Consider the following 15,644-nt stretch of genomic DNA (forward strand, 5'->3'; position numbering starts at 1 on the left):
CCGCGAGTACGCGTGTCGCCACCGGTGGACCGGTTCGCTGGGTAGGGTAGGAGTTCGAAGCAGCGGTGACCACACCGATCGTCGACCGGTGACGGTTCCGCGCCGAGTACAGGAGGAGGTCGGCGGCGATGGCACAGGAGCAGACCACACGCGGTGGCGGCGGAGACGACGACGAGGTCGTCGGTGACGGCGGTGCCGGTCAGGAGCGTCGCGAGAAGCTCGCCTCGGACACCGACGATCTTCTCGACGAGATCGACGACGTGCTCGAGGAGAACGCAGAGGACTTCGTGCGGGCATATGTGCAGAAAGGTGGCCAGTGACAGCCGAACGATCCTCTCTTCCCTACCGCGAGGTGCAGCCGAAGCTGCACCTCGCGTCGCCCTTGTCGTCGTTCTCCGACCACCTGCGGATGCACGCCCCGGAGATGCTGCCGGAGAACCGGTTCCGATTCGAACGAGGTGACCACGTGGACCTCGCCCCGCACGGCACCACCATCGTGGCGCTGACCTTCGACGGGGGTGTGCTCATCGCCGGCGACCGGCGCGCGACCATGGGTAACCTGATCGCCTCCCGCGATGTCGACAAGGTGTTCATCACCGACAACTATTCGGCGGCCGGCATCGCCGGCACCGCGGGTCTGGCGATCGAGCTCGTGCGACTGTTCGCGGTCGAACTCGAGCACTACGAGAAGATCGAAGGTGTGCCGCTGACCTTCGACGGCAAGGCCAATCGGCTCTCGTCGATGGTGCGCGGCAATCTCGGTGCGGCCATGCAGGGCTTGGCCGTGGTGCCGTTGCTGGTCGGTTTCGACCTCGACGCGTCCGATGCGCACCGCGCCGGGCGGATCGTGTCCTACGACGTGGTCGGGGGCCGCTACGAGGAACGCGCCGGCTACCACGCGGTCGGCTCCGGATCGTTGTTCGCCCGCTCGTCGCTCAAGAAGCTCTACCGCGCCGATGCCGACGAGCAGAGCGCGCTGCGCAGCGCCGTCGAGGCGCTGTACGACGCGGCCGACGATGACACCGCCACCGGTGGTCCCGACACCACCCGCGGGATCTACCCGACGGCGGTGGTGATCACCGCGGCCGGGGCCGTGGCCGTCGCGGAGGAAACCCTGTCCGAGCTGGCCCGCACCATCGTGGCCGACCGCACCGCAGGAGATGCCCGGTGACACTTCCGTACTATGCGTCCGCCGAGCAGATCATGCGCGATCGCTCGGAGCTGGCCCGTAAGGGCATCGCCCGCGGCCGGTCGGTGATCGCGTTGACCTACGCCGACGGTGTGCTGCTGGTGGCGGAGAATCCGTCGAAGGCGCTGCACAAGATCAGCGAACTGTACGACCGGGTCGGTTTCGCGGCTGTCGGCAAGTACAACGAGTTCGAGAATCTGCGGCGCGCCGGGATCATGCACGCCGACATGCGCGGCTACTCCTACGACCGGCGGGACGTGACCGGGCGGGCACTGGCGAACGCCTACGCGCAGACCCTCGGCACCATCTTCACCGAGCAGCCCAAGCCGTACGAGGTGGAGATCTGCGTCGCCGAGGTCGGGCGCGCCGACACCGACGACGGCCCGCAGCTGTACCGCATCACATACGACGGCTCGATCGTCGACGAACCGCAGTTCGTGGTGATGGGCGGCAACACCGAACCGATCATCACCGCGCTGCGCTCGTCGTACAAGCCGGGTCTGCCGCTCGACGAGGCGGTCGCCGTGGCGGTGACCGCGCTGCAGCAGCCCGCCACCGCCGACGCGGCGCCGCGGGTGCTCGGCCGCGGGGAACTCGAGGTCGCGGTGCTCGAGAAGCAGCGGCCGCGCCGCGCCTTCCGGCGTATCTCGGGGGCGGCGCTCGACGCGCTGCTGCCCAGCACCGGGTCCGCTCAGGCGGCGCCGTCGGAGACGCCCGCCGATCCGGCCCCCGAATCGGGGTCCGACACCGCGACCGGCTCGGAGACCGAGTCCGGTCCCGACGCGGGCTGATCCACCGCGAGCCGATAGACCGTCAACGCCGACGGCACCACCTCGAAGTCGAAACCGGTGCCGTCGGCGAGGACCTCCCCGTCGGTGGCCAACGCCACCGGGTCCCCGATGACCTCCACCGCCAGGCCCGGGATGTGCCGCTGCCGATACATCGGTGACGCGCCGAGGGTGCCGGTCGCCGCAGCGAGGAGCAGACGCAGCCGCGAGAACCGACTCTCCGCGGGTAGATACCGCACGTCGAGGGTGCCCGGATCCAGATGCGCCCGGGACATCGGCACCTGATCTGCCGGGGTGTAGCGGCCGTTGCCGACGAACAGCAACCACACCGCCCGCCCCGCCCCGTCGATCCGCACCGGCATCGGGCTCGCCGTGCGCAGCACCGCGAGCATCGCCAACCCCGCCGCCGGCCACTTGCCGATCCGCGGTTCCCAGTGCTGCCGCAACCGCACCGCATCCGGATAGCCACCGAGGCTGGCGGTGTTGACGAACCGCCGCACCGTGCGCCCGTCCGGCCCGGTCACCGTGACCTGCCCGAGCCCGACGGCCACCGCCTGCCCGGCGGTGACCGCCCGCACCGTCTCGTCCAGGTCCACCACGCCGAGATCGAGCGCGAAATGGTTGAGGGTGCCGCCGGGGAAGACCGCCACCGGCAGCCGCGCGGCGACGGCGACGTCGAGCACCGCCGCGACGGTGCCGTCCCCGCCGCACACCCCCACCGCCTGCGGCCGATATTCGGTCAGCAGACGTTCCGACTGCGCCGCCGGATCACCGTCGGGATCCAGATCGACGCGACGCACCCTCGGCAGCGCGGCGGTGACCCGCGCGGCGATCTCCTCGGCGGTCCCGGCATCGCGGTTGACCACCAGCAGCATTCCGTCGCCGCCGGGCAGGGCGGGCGCGGCCGCCGCGACCTGCACGGTCGCCGGTTCGCGGCTGCGCACCGCCCACCAGCGGCGCGTCGACCACGCCACCGTCGCCCCGACCGCGGCGCCGACGACGACGTCGCCGGGCCAGTGCACGCCGGTGTGCACCCGCGAATAGGCCACCGCCGCGGCCAGCGGCGCCAGAACCGCCCCAGCCGCAGGGGATTCGAGCGCCACCCCGGTCGCGAACGCCGCCGCCGACGCGGCGTGCCCGGACGGGAACGACGACGAGCGGGGGATCGGCACCGTGCGGCGTCGAAACTTCGGGTCGGTGCGCGCCGGGGGCCGGCGGCGCGGCAACAGCGGTTTGAGCAGCCCGTTGGTCAAGGCGCTGGCCCCGGCTACCGACAGCAGACCCCGCACCGCTCCGCGGCGGGCGTGACCGCCGGCGGTGGCGCACACCGCGGCGCACGCCACCCACAGCACACTGTGGTTGGCGGCGCGTCCGAGATCGCGCAGCAGCGGGTCGGCGGGGGACGCGCGCAGCGCCCCGGAGCGCTCGAACAGGGCCCGGTCGGCGGTGCGGTAACGCTCGGGAACGATCACACCTCGACCGTAGATGTCGTTGCGACCCATGGGGGTCGGGTTCGCGCGGTACTGTCGAAGTGTGCAGCGACGAATCATGGGTATCGAGACGGAGTTCGGCGTCACGTGTACCTTCCACGGGCATCGTCGGTTGAGCCCCGACGAGGTGGCCCGCTATCTGTTCCGCCGGGTGGTGTCCTGGGGGCGCAGTTCGAACGTCTTCCTGCGGAACGGGGCGCGACTGTATCTCGATGTCGGCTCGCACCCCGAGTACGCCACCGCCGAGTGCGACGACCTGCTCCAGCTCGTCGAGCACGACCATGCCGGTGAGCGGGTCCTCGAGGAACTGCTCATCGACGCCGAGCAGCGTCTGGCCGAGGAAGGCATCGGCGGCGACATCTTCCTGTTCAAGAACAACACCGACTCTGCGGGCAACTCCTACGGCTGCCACGAGAACTATCTCGTCGCCCGCGTCGGCGAGTTCTCCCGCATCTCCGATGTGCTGCTGCCCTTCCTGGTGACCCGCCAGCTGATCTGCGGCGCCGGGAAGGTGCTGCAGACCCCCAAAGCCGCCACCTTCTGCCTGTCGCAACGCGCCGAGCACATCTGGGAGGGCGTCTCGTCGGCGACCACCCGGTCGCGGCCGATCATCAACACCCGCGACGAGCCGCACGCCGACGCCGAGAAGTACCGGCGCCTGCACGTGATCGTCGGGGACTCGAACATGTCCGAGACCACCACCATGCTCAAGGTGGGGTCGGCGGCGCTGGTGCTCGAGATGATCGAGGCCGGGGTGCCGTTCCGGGACTTCGCGCTCGACAACCCGATCCGCGCCATCCGCGAGGTCTCCCACGACCTGACGGGCCGGCGCCCGGTGCGCCTGGCCGGCGGCCGGCAGGCCAGCGCCCTGGACATCCAGCGCGAATACCACGCGCGGGCGGTGGAATATCTGCACCAGCGCGAACCCGACCCGCACGTCGCGCAGGTGGTGGACCTGTGGGGCCGCGTCCTCGACGCCGTCGAATCGCAGGACTTCGCGAAGGTCGACACCGAGATCGACTGGGTGATCAAGCGCAAGTTGTTCCAGCGCTACCAGGACCGCTACAACATGGAGCTGTCCGACCCGAAGATCGCCCAGCTCGACCTGGCCTATCACGACATCAAACGCGGACGCGGTGTGTTCGACCTGCTGCAACGCAAGGGACTGGCGGCGCGGGTGACCGACGACGAGTCCGTCGACGCCGCGGTGAACACCCCGCCGCAGACCACCCGCGCGAAGCTGCGCGGTGATTTCATCGCCGCCGCGCAGGCCGCGGGCCGCGATTTCACCGTCGACTGGGTGCATCTGAAGCTCAACGACCAGGCGCAGCGCACCGTGTTGTGCAAGGACCCGTTCCGGTCCGTGGACGAACGCGTCGAACGGCTCATCGCCTCCATGTGAGTACCGTCGTCCATCGGAGCGGACCGTCCGGTCCGCTCCGATGGACGGTGATGCGGTGCCGGCGGCGCGCGGGCACTAGGGTTGGCGCGTGGCGATCTCGAAAGTCGAACGGCTGGTGAACCTGGTCATCGCGCTGCTGTCCACCCGACAGTTCGTGACCGCGGAGAAGATCCGGGCCTCGGTGGCCGGCTACTCCGAATGCGCGAGCGACGAGGCGTTCAGCCGCATGTTCGAGCGGGACAAGAACGAACTGCGCGATCTCGGGGTGCCCCTCGAGACGGGCCGGCCGTCGCGGTCGTCGACGGTGGAGGGCTACCGCATCAACCGCGACGCCTACGAACTGCCCGAGATCGACCTCACCCGCGAGGAGACCGCCGCCGTGGCCGTCGCCGCCGCGCTGTGGGAATCGCCGGAGCTGACCGCCGCGGCGCAGGGCGCGGTGCTCAAGCTGCGCGCCGCCGGGATCCGTGTCGACTCGGACGGCGGGGAGGTCGTCGCGCCGCTGCCGCCGCGCGCCCGCGGTTCCGAACCCGCGTTGACGGCGTTGCTCGCCGCGATCGACGCGCGCCGCGCGGTGCGGTTCACCCACCGCAGTTCCCCCACCGAGCCGTGGTCGACGCGCACCGTCGAACCGTGGGGTGTGGTCACCGTGCACGGCCGCTGGTATCTCGTCGGCCACGACCGCGATCGCGACGCCGTGCGCACCTTCCGGCTCTCGCGCATCGGCGACGAGATCACCGCGATCGGCCCAGAGGGGGCGGTGCAGATCCCGGAGGGCGTGGATCTGCGGGGGCGGGTGCTCGCCGCGACCTCCCCGGCGGAGGTCAGCGGATCGGCACGCCTGTGGGTGGCCGATGGACGCGCGTGGGAGCTACGCCGGCTCGGACGGACCGGCGCGGCCCGGCGGATCGGCGACCGCGACGGGGTGGAACTCGAGGTGCCGGTGCGCTCGTGGGAATGGATCGCCCGGATCGTCGCCGGGCAGGGCGCGGACGCGTTGGTGCTCGACCCACCGGAGTTGCGGGCCGAGGTGCACCGCATCCTCGAACGGGCGGTCACGGATGCGGGGGAGGAGGAGCGATGAGCACACGACTGTCGGCGCGACTGGGACGACTGCTCAATCTCGTGCCCTACTTCCTGGCGCACCCGGGGATCAGCGCGGCCGAGGCCGCCCGCGATCTCGGGGTCACCCCCAAGCAGGTGATGGACGATCTGAACCAGCTGTGGGTGTGCGGCCTGCCCGGCTACGGACCCGGTGATCTGATCGACCTGTCGTTCTCCGAGGACAGCATCGTGGTGACCTTCACCGCGGGCATCGAACGACCCCTGCGGCTGACCTCCACCGAGGCCACCGCGCTGCTCGTGGCGCTGCGGTCGCTGCAGGAGATGCCCGGCGTCGTCGACCCGTCCGCGGCGCAGTCGGCGATCGCGAAGATCGAGGCGGCCGCCGGGACCGCCGCGCTGCCCGCCGACACCGCCACCACCGACACCGCCACCGCGGCGACTGCCGAGCCTGATCCGGAGGCAGCCGGGGACTCCGACGCCGCCGGACAGGTGCGGGCTGCGGTGCGCGACGGGCGCGCCGTGCACCTGACCTACTATTCGGCTTCCCGCGACACCGTCTCCGAACGCGACGTCGACCCGATCCGCATCGTCATCATCGACGAACACGCCTACCTGCAGGCGTGGTGCCGCAGCGCCGAAGGAGTGCGGCTGTTCCGCTTCGACCGCATCGACGCCGCCACCGTGCTCGACGAGCCGACGCGACCGCCGCACCGGGCGATCACCGACGACGAGCACCTCGAACTGTTCGAGGGCGACCCGTCGCTGCCCGCCGCGCGGTTGCGCATCGCCCCGTCGTATACCTGGCTGCTCGACTACTACCCGCTCACCGACGTGCAGGTGCTTCCCGACGGCAGGTGCGAGGCGTCGATGCGGTACGCGTCGCCGGGGTGGATGGCGCGGCTGCTCGTCGGTCTCGGCGCCGGGGTGCAGGTGCTCGACCCACCGGAGTTGCGGGCCGCGGTGCGGGCGCGGGCCGAGGCGGCGCTGGCGGCCTATGCCGAGCTCGACGGGGAGAACGCGACCCGCGGTGCGGGTCCGACACCGTGACGGTCGCGTTGTGCAACATCGGTGTGAACCCTCCGCAAATTGTGGGTGGATACACCGGCGCGAAGCCTCGGTGTGTGCTCGAGGTCCGGTAGCATCGATCGGAGCCGATCAGTGGAGGTTGTTGTAAATGGGTGCAATGAGCCCCTGGCACTGGGCCATCGTGGCGCTGGTGGTCGTGATTCTCTTCGGTTCGAAGAAGCTGCCCGACGCCGCGCGCGGTCTCGGTCGTTCGCTCCGGATCTTCAAGAGCGAGGTCAAGGAGATGCAGAACGACGACGCCCGGGCATCCACGCCGCAGCCGGCGCCGAATCCGTTGCCGGCCGCGCAGCCGACAGCCGATCCCGCCGCGCCGAACACGCACACCGAACCGCGGTCTGCCTGACCGACGTTCATCCTGCCGGGGCGCCCACCACGGGTGTCCCGGCGTTCCGCTGACCCCGGCACGCCCGCACGCCGGTGGTCTCGACAGGAGCTGAGAACCGCACCGTGCGCATCCCGTTCGATCCGCGCCGAAGCCGGCGCAAGACCAATCCCGACGGCACCATGTCGCTGGTCGAGCACCTCTACGAATTGCGCACGCGTCTGCTGATCGCTCTCGCTGCGATCGTGCTCACCACCATCCTCGGCTTCGTCTGGTACAGCCGCAGCCTGTTCGGCCTCGACAGCCTCGGGGAGATCCTGCGCGGCCCCTACTGCGACCTACCCGCCTCGGCCCGCGCCGACCTGAGCAACGACGGCTCGTGCCGACTGCTCGCCACCGGACCGTTCGAGCAGTTCATGCTGCGCCTGAAGGTCGCCGCGACCGCCGGCATCGTCATGGCGTGCCCGATCTGGCTGTACCAACTGTGGGCGTTCGTCACCCCCGGCCTGTACCGCAAGGAACGCCGCTACGCGATCGGCTTCGTCACCTGCGGGGCGGCGCTGTTCGTCACCGGCGCGGTACTGGCCTATCTGGTGATCTCCCACGCGTTGTCGTTCCTGCTGTCCGTCGGCAACGACGTGCAGGTCACCGCCCTGTCGGGCGCCGAATACTTCGGGTTCCTCATCAACCTGCTGGTGATCTTCGGGGTGTCCTTCGAGATCCCGCTGGTGATCGTCGCGCTCAACGGCGTCGGGGTGCTGCCCTACGCCAAGCTCAAGGCGTGGCGGCGCGGGCTGATCATGGCGGTGTTCGTCTTCGCCGCCATCGCCACCCCCGGCCAGGATCCGTTCTCCATGCTCGCCCTGGCGTTGGCGCTCACGCTGCTCGTGGAGTTCGCCATCCAGATCGCCCGGCTGACCGACCGGCGCCGCGCCCGCAAGGCCCGCGCCGAGGGCTGGGCCGATCTCGACGACGACGAGGGTTCGACGATCCCGGCCCCGAGCCCGGTGGAGCCGGCAGCGCCGACGGCGCCCACCGACACCGTACGGACCGATCCGGCCCGCACCGACTACTCCGACACCCTGTGACCGGCGACCCCACTCCCGGCCCTGCCGGTAACGACGAGACCGGCACCGCGCCGCTCGTCCCCACCCCGCAGCTCGCGGAGTTCGCCACCGGCCTCGGATTCCCGCTCGACCCGTTCCAGATCGAGGCGTGCCGCGCCCTCGAGGGTGGGCATTCGGTGCTGGTGTGCGCCCCCACCGGCGCCGGCAAGACCGTCGTCGGAGAGTTCGCGGTGTATCTGGCGCTGCAGGGCGGTTCCAAGTGCTTCTACACCACCCCGATCAAGGCGCTGAGCAACCAGAAGTACGCCGATCTGTGTGCCCGGCACGGCCGGGACTCGGTGGGTCTGCTCACCGGCGACCAGTCCATCAACTCCGATGCGCCGGTGGTGGTGATGACCACCGAGGTGCTGCGCAACATGATCTACGCGTCGTCCACCGCCCTGATCGGGCTCACCCACGTGGTGATGGACGAGGTGCACTTCCTCGCCGACCGGTTCCGCGGCGCGGTGTGGGAAGAGGTGATCCTGCACCTGCCCGAGGACGTGCGGCTGGCGTCGCTGTCGGCGACCGTGTCGAACGCCGAGGAGTTCGGCGACTGGATGACCACGGTGCGCGGCGACACCACCGTCGTCGTCGACGAGGTGCGGCCCATCCCGCTGCACCAGCACATGATGCTCGGCTCCCGCATCTACGACCTGTTCGACCGCCGCGCCGACACCGACACCGCCCCGACCCGGCGGCGCCGCGACATCGTCGTCAACCCGGAGCTGGCGTCGGCGGTGCGGCAACGGCAGAGTCTGTCCGGGATGGACCGCTGGGGTGAACGCGGCCCCCGCTTCCGGCCGCCGCCGCGCCCGGAGGTCATCGTCCGTCTCGACCGCGACGGTCTGTTGCCGGCGATTACCTTCGTGTTCAGCCGCGCCGGTTGCGACGCCGCGGTGCAGCAGTGCCTGCGCTCGGGTCTGCACCTGACCGACGAGACCGAAGCCGCCGAGATCCGCCGGATCGTCGACGAGCACACCCGGGATCTGCCGCGCGGCGACCTCGAGGTCCTCGGCTACGCGTCGTGGCGCACCGCCCTCGAACGCGGCATCGCCGCCCACCACGCCGGGATGTTGCCGGCTTTCCGGCACACCGTCGAAGAACTGTTCGTGCGGGGGCTGGTGCGGGCGGTGTTCGCCACCGAGACCCTCGCGCTGGGCATCAACATGCCGGCCCGCACCGTGGTGCTCGAAAAGCTCGTCAAGTTCAACGGCGACACCCACGCCGAGCTGACCCCCGGCGAGTACACGCAGCTGACCGGCCGGGCCGGGCGGCGCGGCATCGACGTCGAGGGCCACGCGGTGGTGCTGTGGCAGCCGGGCATCGAACCGGCGGCGGTCGCCGGGCTCGCCTCCACCCGCACCTTCCCGCTGCGCAGCTCGTTCCGCCCGTCCTACAACATGGCGGTCAACCTCATCGACGCCGTCGGGGTGGAGCGGTCGCGGGCGCTGCTGGAGATGTCTTTCGCCCAGTTCCAGGCCGACAAGTCGGTGGTCGGTCTCAAACGCGGCATCGACCGCAACGAGGCCACCCTCGCACAGCTGCGCGACCAGCTCGGCGGTGAGGGCAGCGAGATCCTCGACTATCTGCGGTTGCGCGCCGAGCTGACCGACGCCGAACGCGCCCACGAGCGGCGCGGCATGCAGGATCGCCGGGCCGCGGCGGTGGCGTCGCTGGTGACCCTGCGGCGCGGTGACATCATCGCCGTGCCCGCCGGTAAACACACCGGCCTGGCCGTGGTGGTGCTGCCGGACACCGACGCCGGCGATCCGCGGCCGCAGGTCGTCACCGCCGACGCGTGGTCCGGTCGCCTCTCCGCCGGGGACTTCCCGACCCCGGCGACGGTGCTGGGCACGCTGCGGCTGCCGCGGCACGTCGATCACCGCACCGGCCGTGGGCGCCGCGACATCGCGTCGGCGTTGCGGTCGAAGGGCCTCGTGCCGCCGCGCCGTCCCAAGCGCAGCACGTCCAAGGGCGACACCCGCGAGATCGACGCGTTGCGCCGCGAACTCAAGCACCATCCGGCCCGCAAGCACCCCGATCTGGACTCGCTGGCGCGTGCCGGGGAGCGCTACCACCGGTTGCTGCGCGAAACCCAGCAGCAGCGCCGCAAGGCCGCCGCGGCGACGGATTCGCTGGCGCGCACCTTCGAGCGGATCGTCGCGCTGCTCACCGAACGCGGCTATCTCACCGAGGGTGACGATCCGGCGACCACCGAGGCGGGGGAGCGGCTCGCCCGCATCTACACCGAATCGGATCTGCTGGTCGCCGAATGCGTGCGTCGCCGTGCCTGGGCGGGACTGTCCGCCGCCGAACTCGCGGCGGTCGCCTCGGCGGTGATCTACGAGTCGCGCACCGACGAACCGGTCACTGTCGTCGGGCCGACCGGCTCGATCCGGCACGCGCTGGCCGAAACCACCCGGATCTGCGACGACTTGCGGGCCGACGAGATCCGGCACCGGCTGCCCCCGACCCGCGAACCGGATCTGGGTTTCGTCACCGCCGCCTACACCTGGGCGTCGACCGCGTCGCTGACCGAGGCGCTCGTCGCTGCGGAGGCCGCCGGCAAGGAACTTTCACCCGGAGATTTCGTGCGGTGGTGCCGGCAGCTGATCGATCTGCTCGACCAGATCCGCACCTGCGCGGACGATCCGGAACTCGCCCGCACCGCCGGCAAGGCGGTCGGGGCGGTGCGTCGCGGGGTCGTCGCCGTCGATCCCACCGCCGAATGACCCGGCCCCTGCGGGGTGTCCGGGACGCCCGGTAGGCGTGGATGCCCGCGCGGCGGGTGGACGCTACCGTATGGGCACACAACGGGAAGGGTGAGTGGAGACGACGATGACCGGGCCGAACGAACCGCAGGACTCGCCGGGGCAGAAGCCGCCGGAATCGACGGATCCATGGGCACCCAACCCGACCTCCGGGGGCGGTGAGCAGCCCGGATCACCGTGGGCGCCGCCCGCCGGCCAGCAGCAGTGGGGGCAGGGCAGCGGCACCGGCTGGGGACAGTCGACCGCCGGGCAGTCGCCGTGGCAACCCGACACCGGTGCGGGCGGGAACGCTCCGCAGCCCGGGTGGGCGCCGCCCGCCGGGCAGCAGACTCCCGCGCAGCCCGGTGCCGGGCAACAGAATCCGTGGGGTGCGCCGACCGGTGCGCCGCAACAGGGCTGGGGTCCGGCCCCGCAGCCGCCCGCCCCCGGCTGGGGGCAGCCGGCACCCGGTCAGCAGGCACCAGGACAGGCACCGGGCTGGGGTCAGCAACCGGGCGCACAGCAGCCGTGGGGCGCGCCCGGTCAGCAACCGACGCAGCCCGTCCCCGGGTGGGGTGGGCAGCAGCCCGCCGGGGCGCAGCCCTGGGGAGCGCCCGCGAACACCTGGCAGCGGCCCGGCGGCGCGCCTCAGCAGAACGGCAAGTCGAAGCTGCCGTGGATCCTCGGCGGCGCCGGGCTCGTCGTGGTGCTCGCCATCGTCGGGATCCTCGCCGCGACGATGTTCGGTGGGAAGGTCCTCGACACCGAATCCACCCAGGCGGGCATCGCGAAGGTGCTCACCGAGTCCTACGGGGCCGGGCAGGTCGGCGACGTGCAGTGCCCGAGCGATCAGAAGGTCGAGGCCGGCCACAGCTTCACCTGCGCGGTCACCGTGGACGGCCAGTTCCGGGAGGTGACCGTCACCGTCACCGACGACAACGGCACCTACGAGGTCGGCCGCCCCAACTGACCGGAAGCGGTCATCGGTCGGCCAGGGCCGCGACCAGCGCGGACACCGGCCGTTCCAGACCCCACCGCTGTGCCAGCGCGGTGAGCTGCTCCGGAGCGGCCGGTGCCGCCGGCAACACGTCCGAACGGGACAGGTCCACGTCGGCGTCGGTGGCGACCCGCACCACCGGCAGCGCCGCATCCAGATAGTCCGCCGCAGCGGCGAGTTTGACCCGCATGCCCTTCGCCATCGACGACGACTCGTCGACCGCGGCCGCGCGCACCGCGTCGAGGGAGCCGTACTGCTGCAGCAACGACGCGGCGGTCTTCTCCCCGACCCCCTTGACGCCGGGCAGTCCGTCCGACGGGTCGCCGCGCAGCACCGCGAGTTCGGCGTAGGCGGCGCCGGCCCGCTCGCCGGGCACCCCGTAGCGTTCGGCGACCAACGCCGGATCGAACAACTCGGCCTTGGCCAATCCGCGCCCGGCGTAGAGCACCCGCACCGGCACCGGACTGTCGGCGACGACCTGCAGCAGGTCGCGGTCGCCGCTGACCACGATCACCCGGTCGATGGTCTCGCGGGCGGCGAGGGTGCCGAGCACGTCGTCGGCCTCGAAACCGGCCGCCCCGCCGGTGGCGATGCCGGCGGCGGCGAGCACGTCGAGGATCACCGGCACCTGCGGCAGCAGCGCGGGTGGGACCTCCTCGACGGTGCCGTCCGACCCGGTGGCGACCCGGTGCGCCTTGTAACTGGGGATCGCCGCGACACGGAAGGCCGGCCGCCAGTCCAGATCCAGGCACACCACCAGCCGGGTGGGGCGGTGGGTGCGGATCAGCGAGGCCACCATGTCCACGAAGCCGCGCACCGCGTTGACCGGGCTGCCGTCGGGGGCGGTGACCTTCTCCGGGATGGCGTGGAAGGCGCGGAACCACAGGCTCGCGCCGTCGAGCAACATCAGCGTGGGGTCCGGTGCGGGCGTGGGGTTCTCCGGTGCGGTCACGGACCACATCCTGCCATCCGGCCGCGGCCACTAGGCTCGAAGACATGACCACTGCCGCCCCCCGATTCCCCGCCGACCGTTACGCGGCCCGCCTGGCCCGCGCCGCCGAACTCGGTGCCGCCGCCGGCTTCGACGCGCTGCTCATCACCCCCGGACCGGACCTGCGGTATTTCACCGGTTCGCGCGCCGAGTCGTTCGAGCGCCTGACCTGCCTGGTGATCCCCACCGACGGCTCCGGCGCCACCGTGGTGGTGCCGCGGCTGGAGTTGGCGTCGCTGAACGACTCCGCGATCGGTGAGCTCGGTCTGCCGGTGCGGGACTGGGTGGACGGTCAGGATCCTTACGCGCTCGTGCGCGAACTCGTCGCGACGGCGGGGGCGTTCGCGGTGACCGAGGCGATGCCGGCGCTGCACCTGGTGCCGCTGACCGCCCGGTTCGGCAACGCCCCGGCGCTTGCGACGTCGGTGATCCGGCAGCTGCGGATGGTCAAGGACACCGACGAGGTCGAGGCGTTGCGCCGCGCTGGTGCCGCCATCGACCGGGTGCACGCCCGCATGGGTGAATGGTTGCGCGCGGGACGCACCGAAGCCGAGGTGGCCGCAGACATCACCGCCGCGATCCTCGAAGAGGGACACACCGCGGCGGCGTTCGTCATCGTCGGTTCCGGCCCGCACGGCGCCGACCCGCACCACGAGGTGTCCGAGCGGGTCATCGAATCCGGCGACATCGTCGTCGTCGACATCGGTGGTCCCGTCGAACCGGGTTATTACTCGGATTCGACCCGCACCTACAGCATCGGCGAACCGGACCCGGAGATCGCGACGAAGATTGCGGTGCTCGAGAAGGCACAACAGACCGCAGTGGATGCGGTGCGGCCCGGCGTGCGCGCCGAGGACGTCGACGCCGCCGCCCGCAACCTGCTTGCCGCCGCCGGTTACGGGGAGGCGTTCGTGCACCGCACCGGGCACGGCATCGGCCTGTCGGTGCACGAGGAGCCGTACATCGTCTCCGGCAACGACGACATCCTGCAGCCCGGCATGGCGTTCAGCATCGAACCGGGCATCTACTTCCGCGGTGAGTGGGGTGCGCGGATCGAGGACATCGTCGTCGTCACCGAGGACGGCTGCGAGTCGATGAACCTGCGCCCGCACGGATTGACGGTGCTGCCGGGCTGACACCCGGCCGGGTTCACCGCTCGTCGAGCAGGGCGAGCAGCTTGTCGGCGAGGGAGACGTCGATGCTTGGGGTGCGGTCACTGTCCATCCCGCAGAGAGCGGAACCCCGCCACTGCATCCCGGAGATCGACCCGGGACACTGGGCCGCATGAACCACACCGCGCAGGGAACCGTCGTCATCTTCGGGGGACGCAGCGAGATCGGCGTCGAGGTCGCCACCCGACTCGCGGCGGGCCGCACCGTGATCCTGGCCGCGCGTCGCGCCGACGACCTGGCCGACGAGTGCGCCGCCGTGCGGGCAGCGGGTGCCACGGCGGTGCATCCGGTCGAGTTCGACGCCGATGCTCTCGACACCCACACCGCGGTGCTCGACCGGATCGCCGCCTTCGGGCCGATCGATGTGGCGGTGCTGGCCTTCGGCATCCTCGGCGACCAGGCCCGCGCGGAAACCGATGCCGCGCATGCGGTGTCGATCGTGCACACCGACTATCTCGCGCAGGTCGCGTTGCTCACCGACCTGGCGCAGCGGCTGCGCGGCCAAGGCTCGGGTCGGCTGGTGGTGTTCTCCTCCGTGGCCGGGTGGCGGGTGCGCCGCGCCAACTACGTCTACGGCTCCGCGAAGGCCGGCCTCGACGGTTTCGCGTCCGGCTTGACGGATGCCTTGCACGGCAGCGGAATCTCGCTGCTGCTGGTGCGCCCCGGTTTCGTGATCGGCCGGATGACGGAGGGCATGAGCCCGGCACCGTTGTCGAGCACCCCACCGCAGGTCGCCGACGCGACGGTGCGGGCGCTGCACCGCGGGCGCGGGGAGGTGTGGGTGCCGGCGGTGCTGCGCCCGGTGTTCTTCGGGATGCGCCTGCTGCCGCGGGCGATGTGGCGGCGTTTGCCGCGCTGACGACTGCGGCAGACGGCGAGCGCTTCGCACAGACCGGGCCGATGTCGCTTGTCTCCCGCGTAGCCCTTGTCCGTATAGAGCGCCCTTGTCCGTATAGATCCGGTCGTCGCGGACTCCGGCCTTTGAGGGCTCCGTGGTGCGGTTGCAGATCTTGGCCCGCGGTGCTGCATCGGGAATAGCCGATCAGGATTCCGTCCATGAGGCGACGAAAGTGCTGTTTGAGTCAGCTATTCGAGACCGACATGCAGGACGGTTAAGCAGGACGGTCGGACGGCCGTCTTCCGCAGGACACGATCGAGTGCCGGACCGTGTCGGGGTGTGCTGTTTGAGGATCGTCAAACAGCACAGGTGTCGATGGTCATCCGAAGAACGAGTTTCGCACCGGCGTTGGGCCGACATGACCGGTAGTGTGCCGTTCTAACCC

At 71.1% G+C, this 15,644-nt stretch carries 14 protein-coding genes; 12 read left to right on the forward strand and 2 right to left on the reverse strand.

What is annotated here, in order from left to right:
* Positions 1 to 128: 128 nt before the first annotated feature.
* From BO226_RS08900 to prcA, 3 genes are read left to right on the forward strand one after another with little or no spacing between them, the layout of a single operon-like run.
* The gene (locus BO226_RS08900; RefSeq protein ID WP_006552173.1) at positions 129 to 320 is read left to right on the forward strand and encodes a ubiquitin-like protein Pup; all 192 of its coding nucleotides are present in this window, start codon (positions 129 to 131) and stop codon (positions 318 to 320) included.
* Complete coding sequence (gene prcB, locus BO226_RS08905) at positions 317 to 1,171, forward strand: proteasome subunit beta (protein WP_006552174.1); 855 nt, start codon at positions 317 to 319, stop codon at positions 1,169 to 1,171. Before BO226_RS08900 ends, prcB begins: the two co-directional genes overlap by 4 nt.
* Positions 1,168 to 1,980 (forward strand): proteasome subunit alpha, encoded by an 813-nt coding sequence (gene prcA / locus BO226_RS08910; RefSeq protein ID WP_071935035.1) that lies wholly within the window; start codon positions 1,168 to 1,170, stop codon positions 1,978 to 1,980. The genes prcB and prcA overlap by 4 nt, the downstream gene beginning before the upstream one ends.
* Here prcA and BO226_RS08915 read toward each other — a convergent pair.
* Positions 1,881 to 3,479, reverse strand: coding sequence for a bifunctional phosphatase PAP2/diacylglycerol kinase family protein (locus BO226_RS08915; RefSeq protein WP_071935036.1), 1,599 nt, complete (start codon positions 3,477 to 3,479; stop codon positions 1,881 to 1,883). The two genes, prcA and BO226_RS08915, sit on opposite strands and share 100 nt — an antisense overlap.
* A 31-nt stretch (positions 3,480 to 3,510) precedes the next feature.
* Here BO226_RS08915 and pafA point away from each other — a divergent pair, with 31 nt between their 5' ends.
* The 7 genes from pafA to BO226_RS28045 all read left to right on the forward strand — a co-directional run bounded on the left by pafA (position 3,511) and on the right by BO226_RS28045 (position 12,171).
* The gene (gene pafA / locus BO226_RS08920) at positions 3,511 to 4,869 is read left to right on the forward strand and encodes a Pup--protein ligase (protein ID WP_006552177.1); all 1,359 of its coding nucleotides are present in this window, start codon (positions 3,511 to 3,513) and stop codon (positions 4,867 to 4,869) included.
* Between the two features lie 88 nt (positions 4,870 to 4,957).
* Positions 4,958 to 5,953, forward strand: coding sequence for a helix-turn-helix transcriptional regulator (locus BO226_RS08925; RefSeq protein ID WP_071935037.1), 996 nt, complete (start codon positions 4,958 to 4,960; stop codon positions 5,951 to 5,953).
* Positions 5,950 to 6,981 (forward strand): helix-turn-helix transcriptional regulator, encoded by a 1,032-nt coding sequence (locus tag BO226_RS08930; RefSeq protein ID WP_071935038.1) that lies wholly within the window; start codon positions 5,950 to 5,952, stop codon positions 6,979 to 6,981. Before BO226_RS08925 ends, BO226_RS08930 begins: the two co-directional genes overlap by 4 nt.
* 127 nt (positions 6,982 to 7,108) lie before the next feature.
* A complete protein-coding gene (gene tatA / locus BO226_RS08935; protein ID WP_033098352.1) occupies positions 7,109 to 7,363 on the forward strand; it encodes a Sec-independent protein translocase subunit TatA in 255 nt (84 codons plus the stop codon).
* Positions 7,364 to 7,467: 104 nt separating this feature from the next.
* The gene (tatC, locus tag BO226_RS08940; protein ID WP_019289529.1) at positions 7,468 to 8,430 is read left to right on the forward strand and encodes a twin-arginine translocase subunit TatC; all 963 of its coding nucleotides are present in this window, start codon (positions 7,468 to 7,470) and stop codon (positions 8,428 to 8,430) included.
* Positions 8,427 to 11,183, forward strand: a complete 2,757-nt coding sequence (locus tag BO226_RS08945; protein WP_071935039.1) for a DEAD/DEAH box helicase — start codon at positions 8,427 to 8,429, stop codon at positions 11,181 to 11,183. Before tatC ends, BO226_RS08945 begins: the two co-directional genes overlap by 4 nt.
* A gap of 106 nt (positions 11,184 to 11,289) precedes the next feature.
* Positions 11,290 to 12,171 (forward strand): DUF4333 domain-containing protein, encoded by an 882-nt coding sequence (locus BO226_RS28045; protein ID WP_071936394.1) that lies wholly within the window; start codon positions 11,290 to 11,292, stop codon positions 12,169 to 12,171.
* A 10-nt stretch (positions 12,172 to 12,181) separates the two neighbouring features.
* Here BO226_RS28045 and BO226_RS08955 read toward each other — a convergent pair whose 3' ends face one another.
* A complete protein-coding gene (locus BO226_RS08955; RefSeq protein ID WP_006552184.1) occupies positions 12,182 to 13,159 on the reverse strand; it encodes a 5'-3' exonuclease in 978 nt (325 codons plus the stop codon).
* A gap of 35 nt (positions 13,160 to 13,194) precedes the next feature.
* On the opposite strand from BO226_RS08955, the gene BO226_RS08960 reads away from it, so the two are divergent.
* Positions 13,195 to 14,325 carry a M24 family metallopeptidase gene (locus tag BO226_RS08960; RefSeq protein WP_071935040.1) on the forward strand — a complete coding sequence of 377 codons (1,131 nt, stop codon included), beginning with the start codon at positions 13,195 to 13,197 and terminating at the stop codon, positions 14,323 to 14,325.
* Between the two features lie 148 nt (positions 14,326 to 14,473).
* Positions 14,474 to 15,220: an SDR family NAD(P)-dependent oxidoreductase gene (locus tag BO226_RS08965; RefSeq protein ID WP_071935041.1), complete on the forward strand. Its 747-nt coding sequence runs from the start codon at positions 14,474 to 14,476 to the stop codon at positions 15,218 to 15,220.
* Positions 15,221 to 15,644 lie beyond the last annotated feature (424 nt).

This window comes from Rhodococcus sp. 2G, from assembly GCF_001886355.1.
GTDB lineage: Bacteria > Actinomycetota > Actinomycetes > Mycobacteriales > Mycobacteriaceae > Rhodococcus > Rhodococcus pyridinivorans.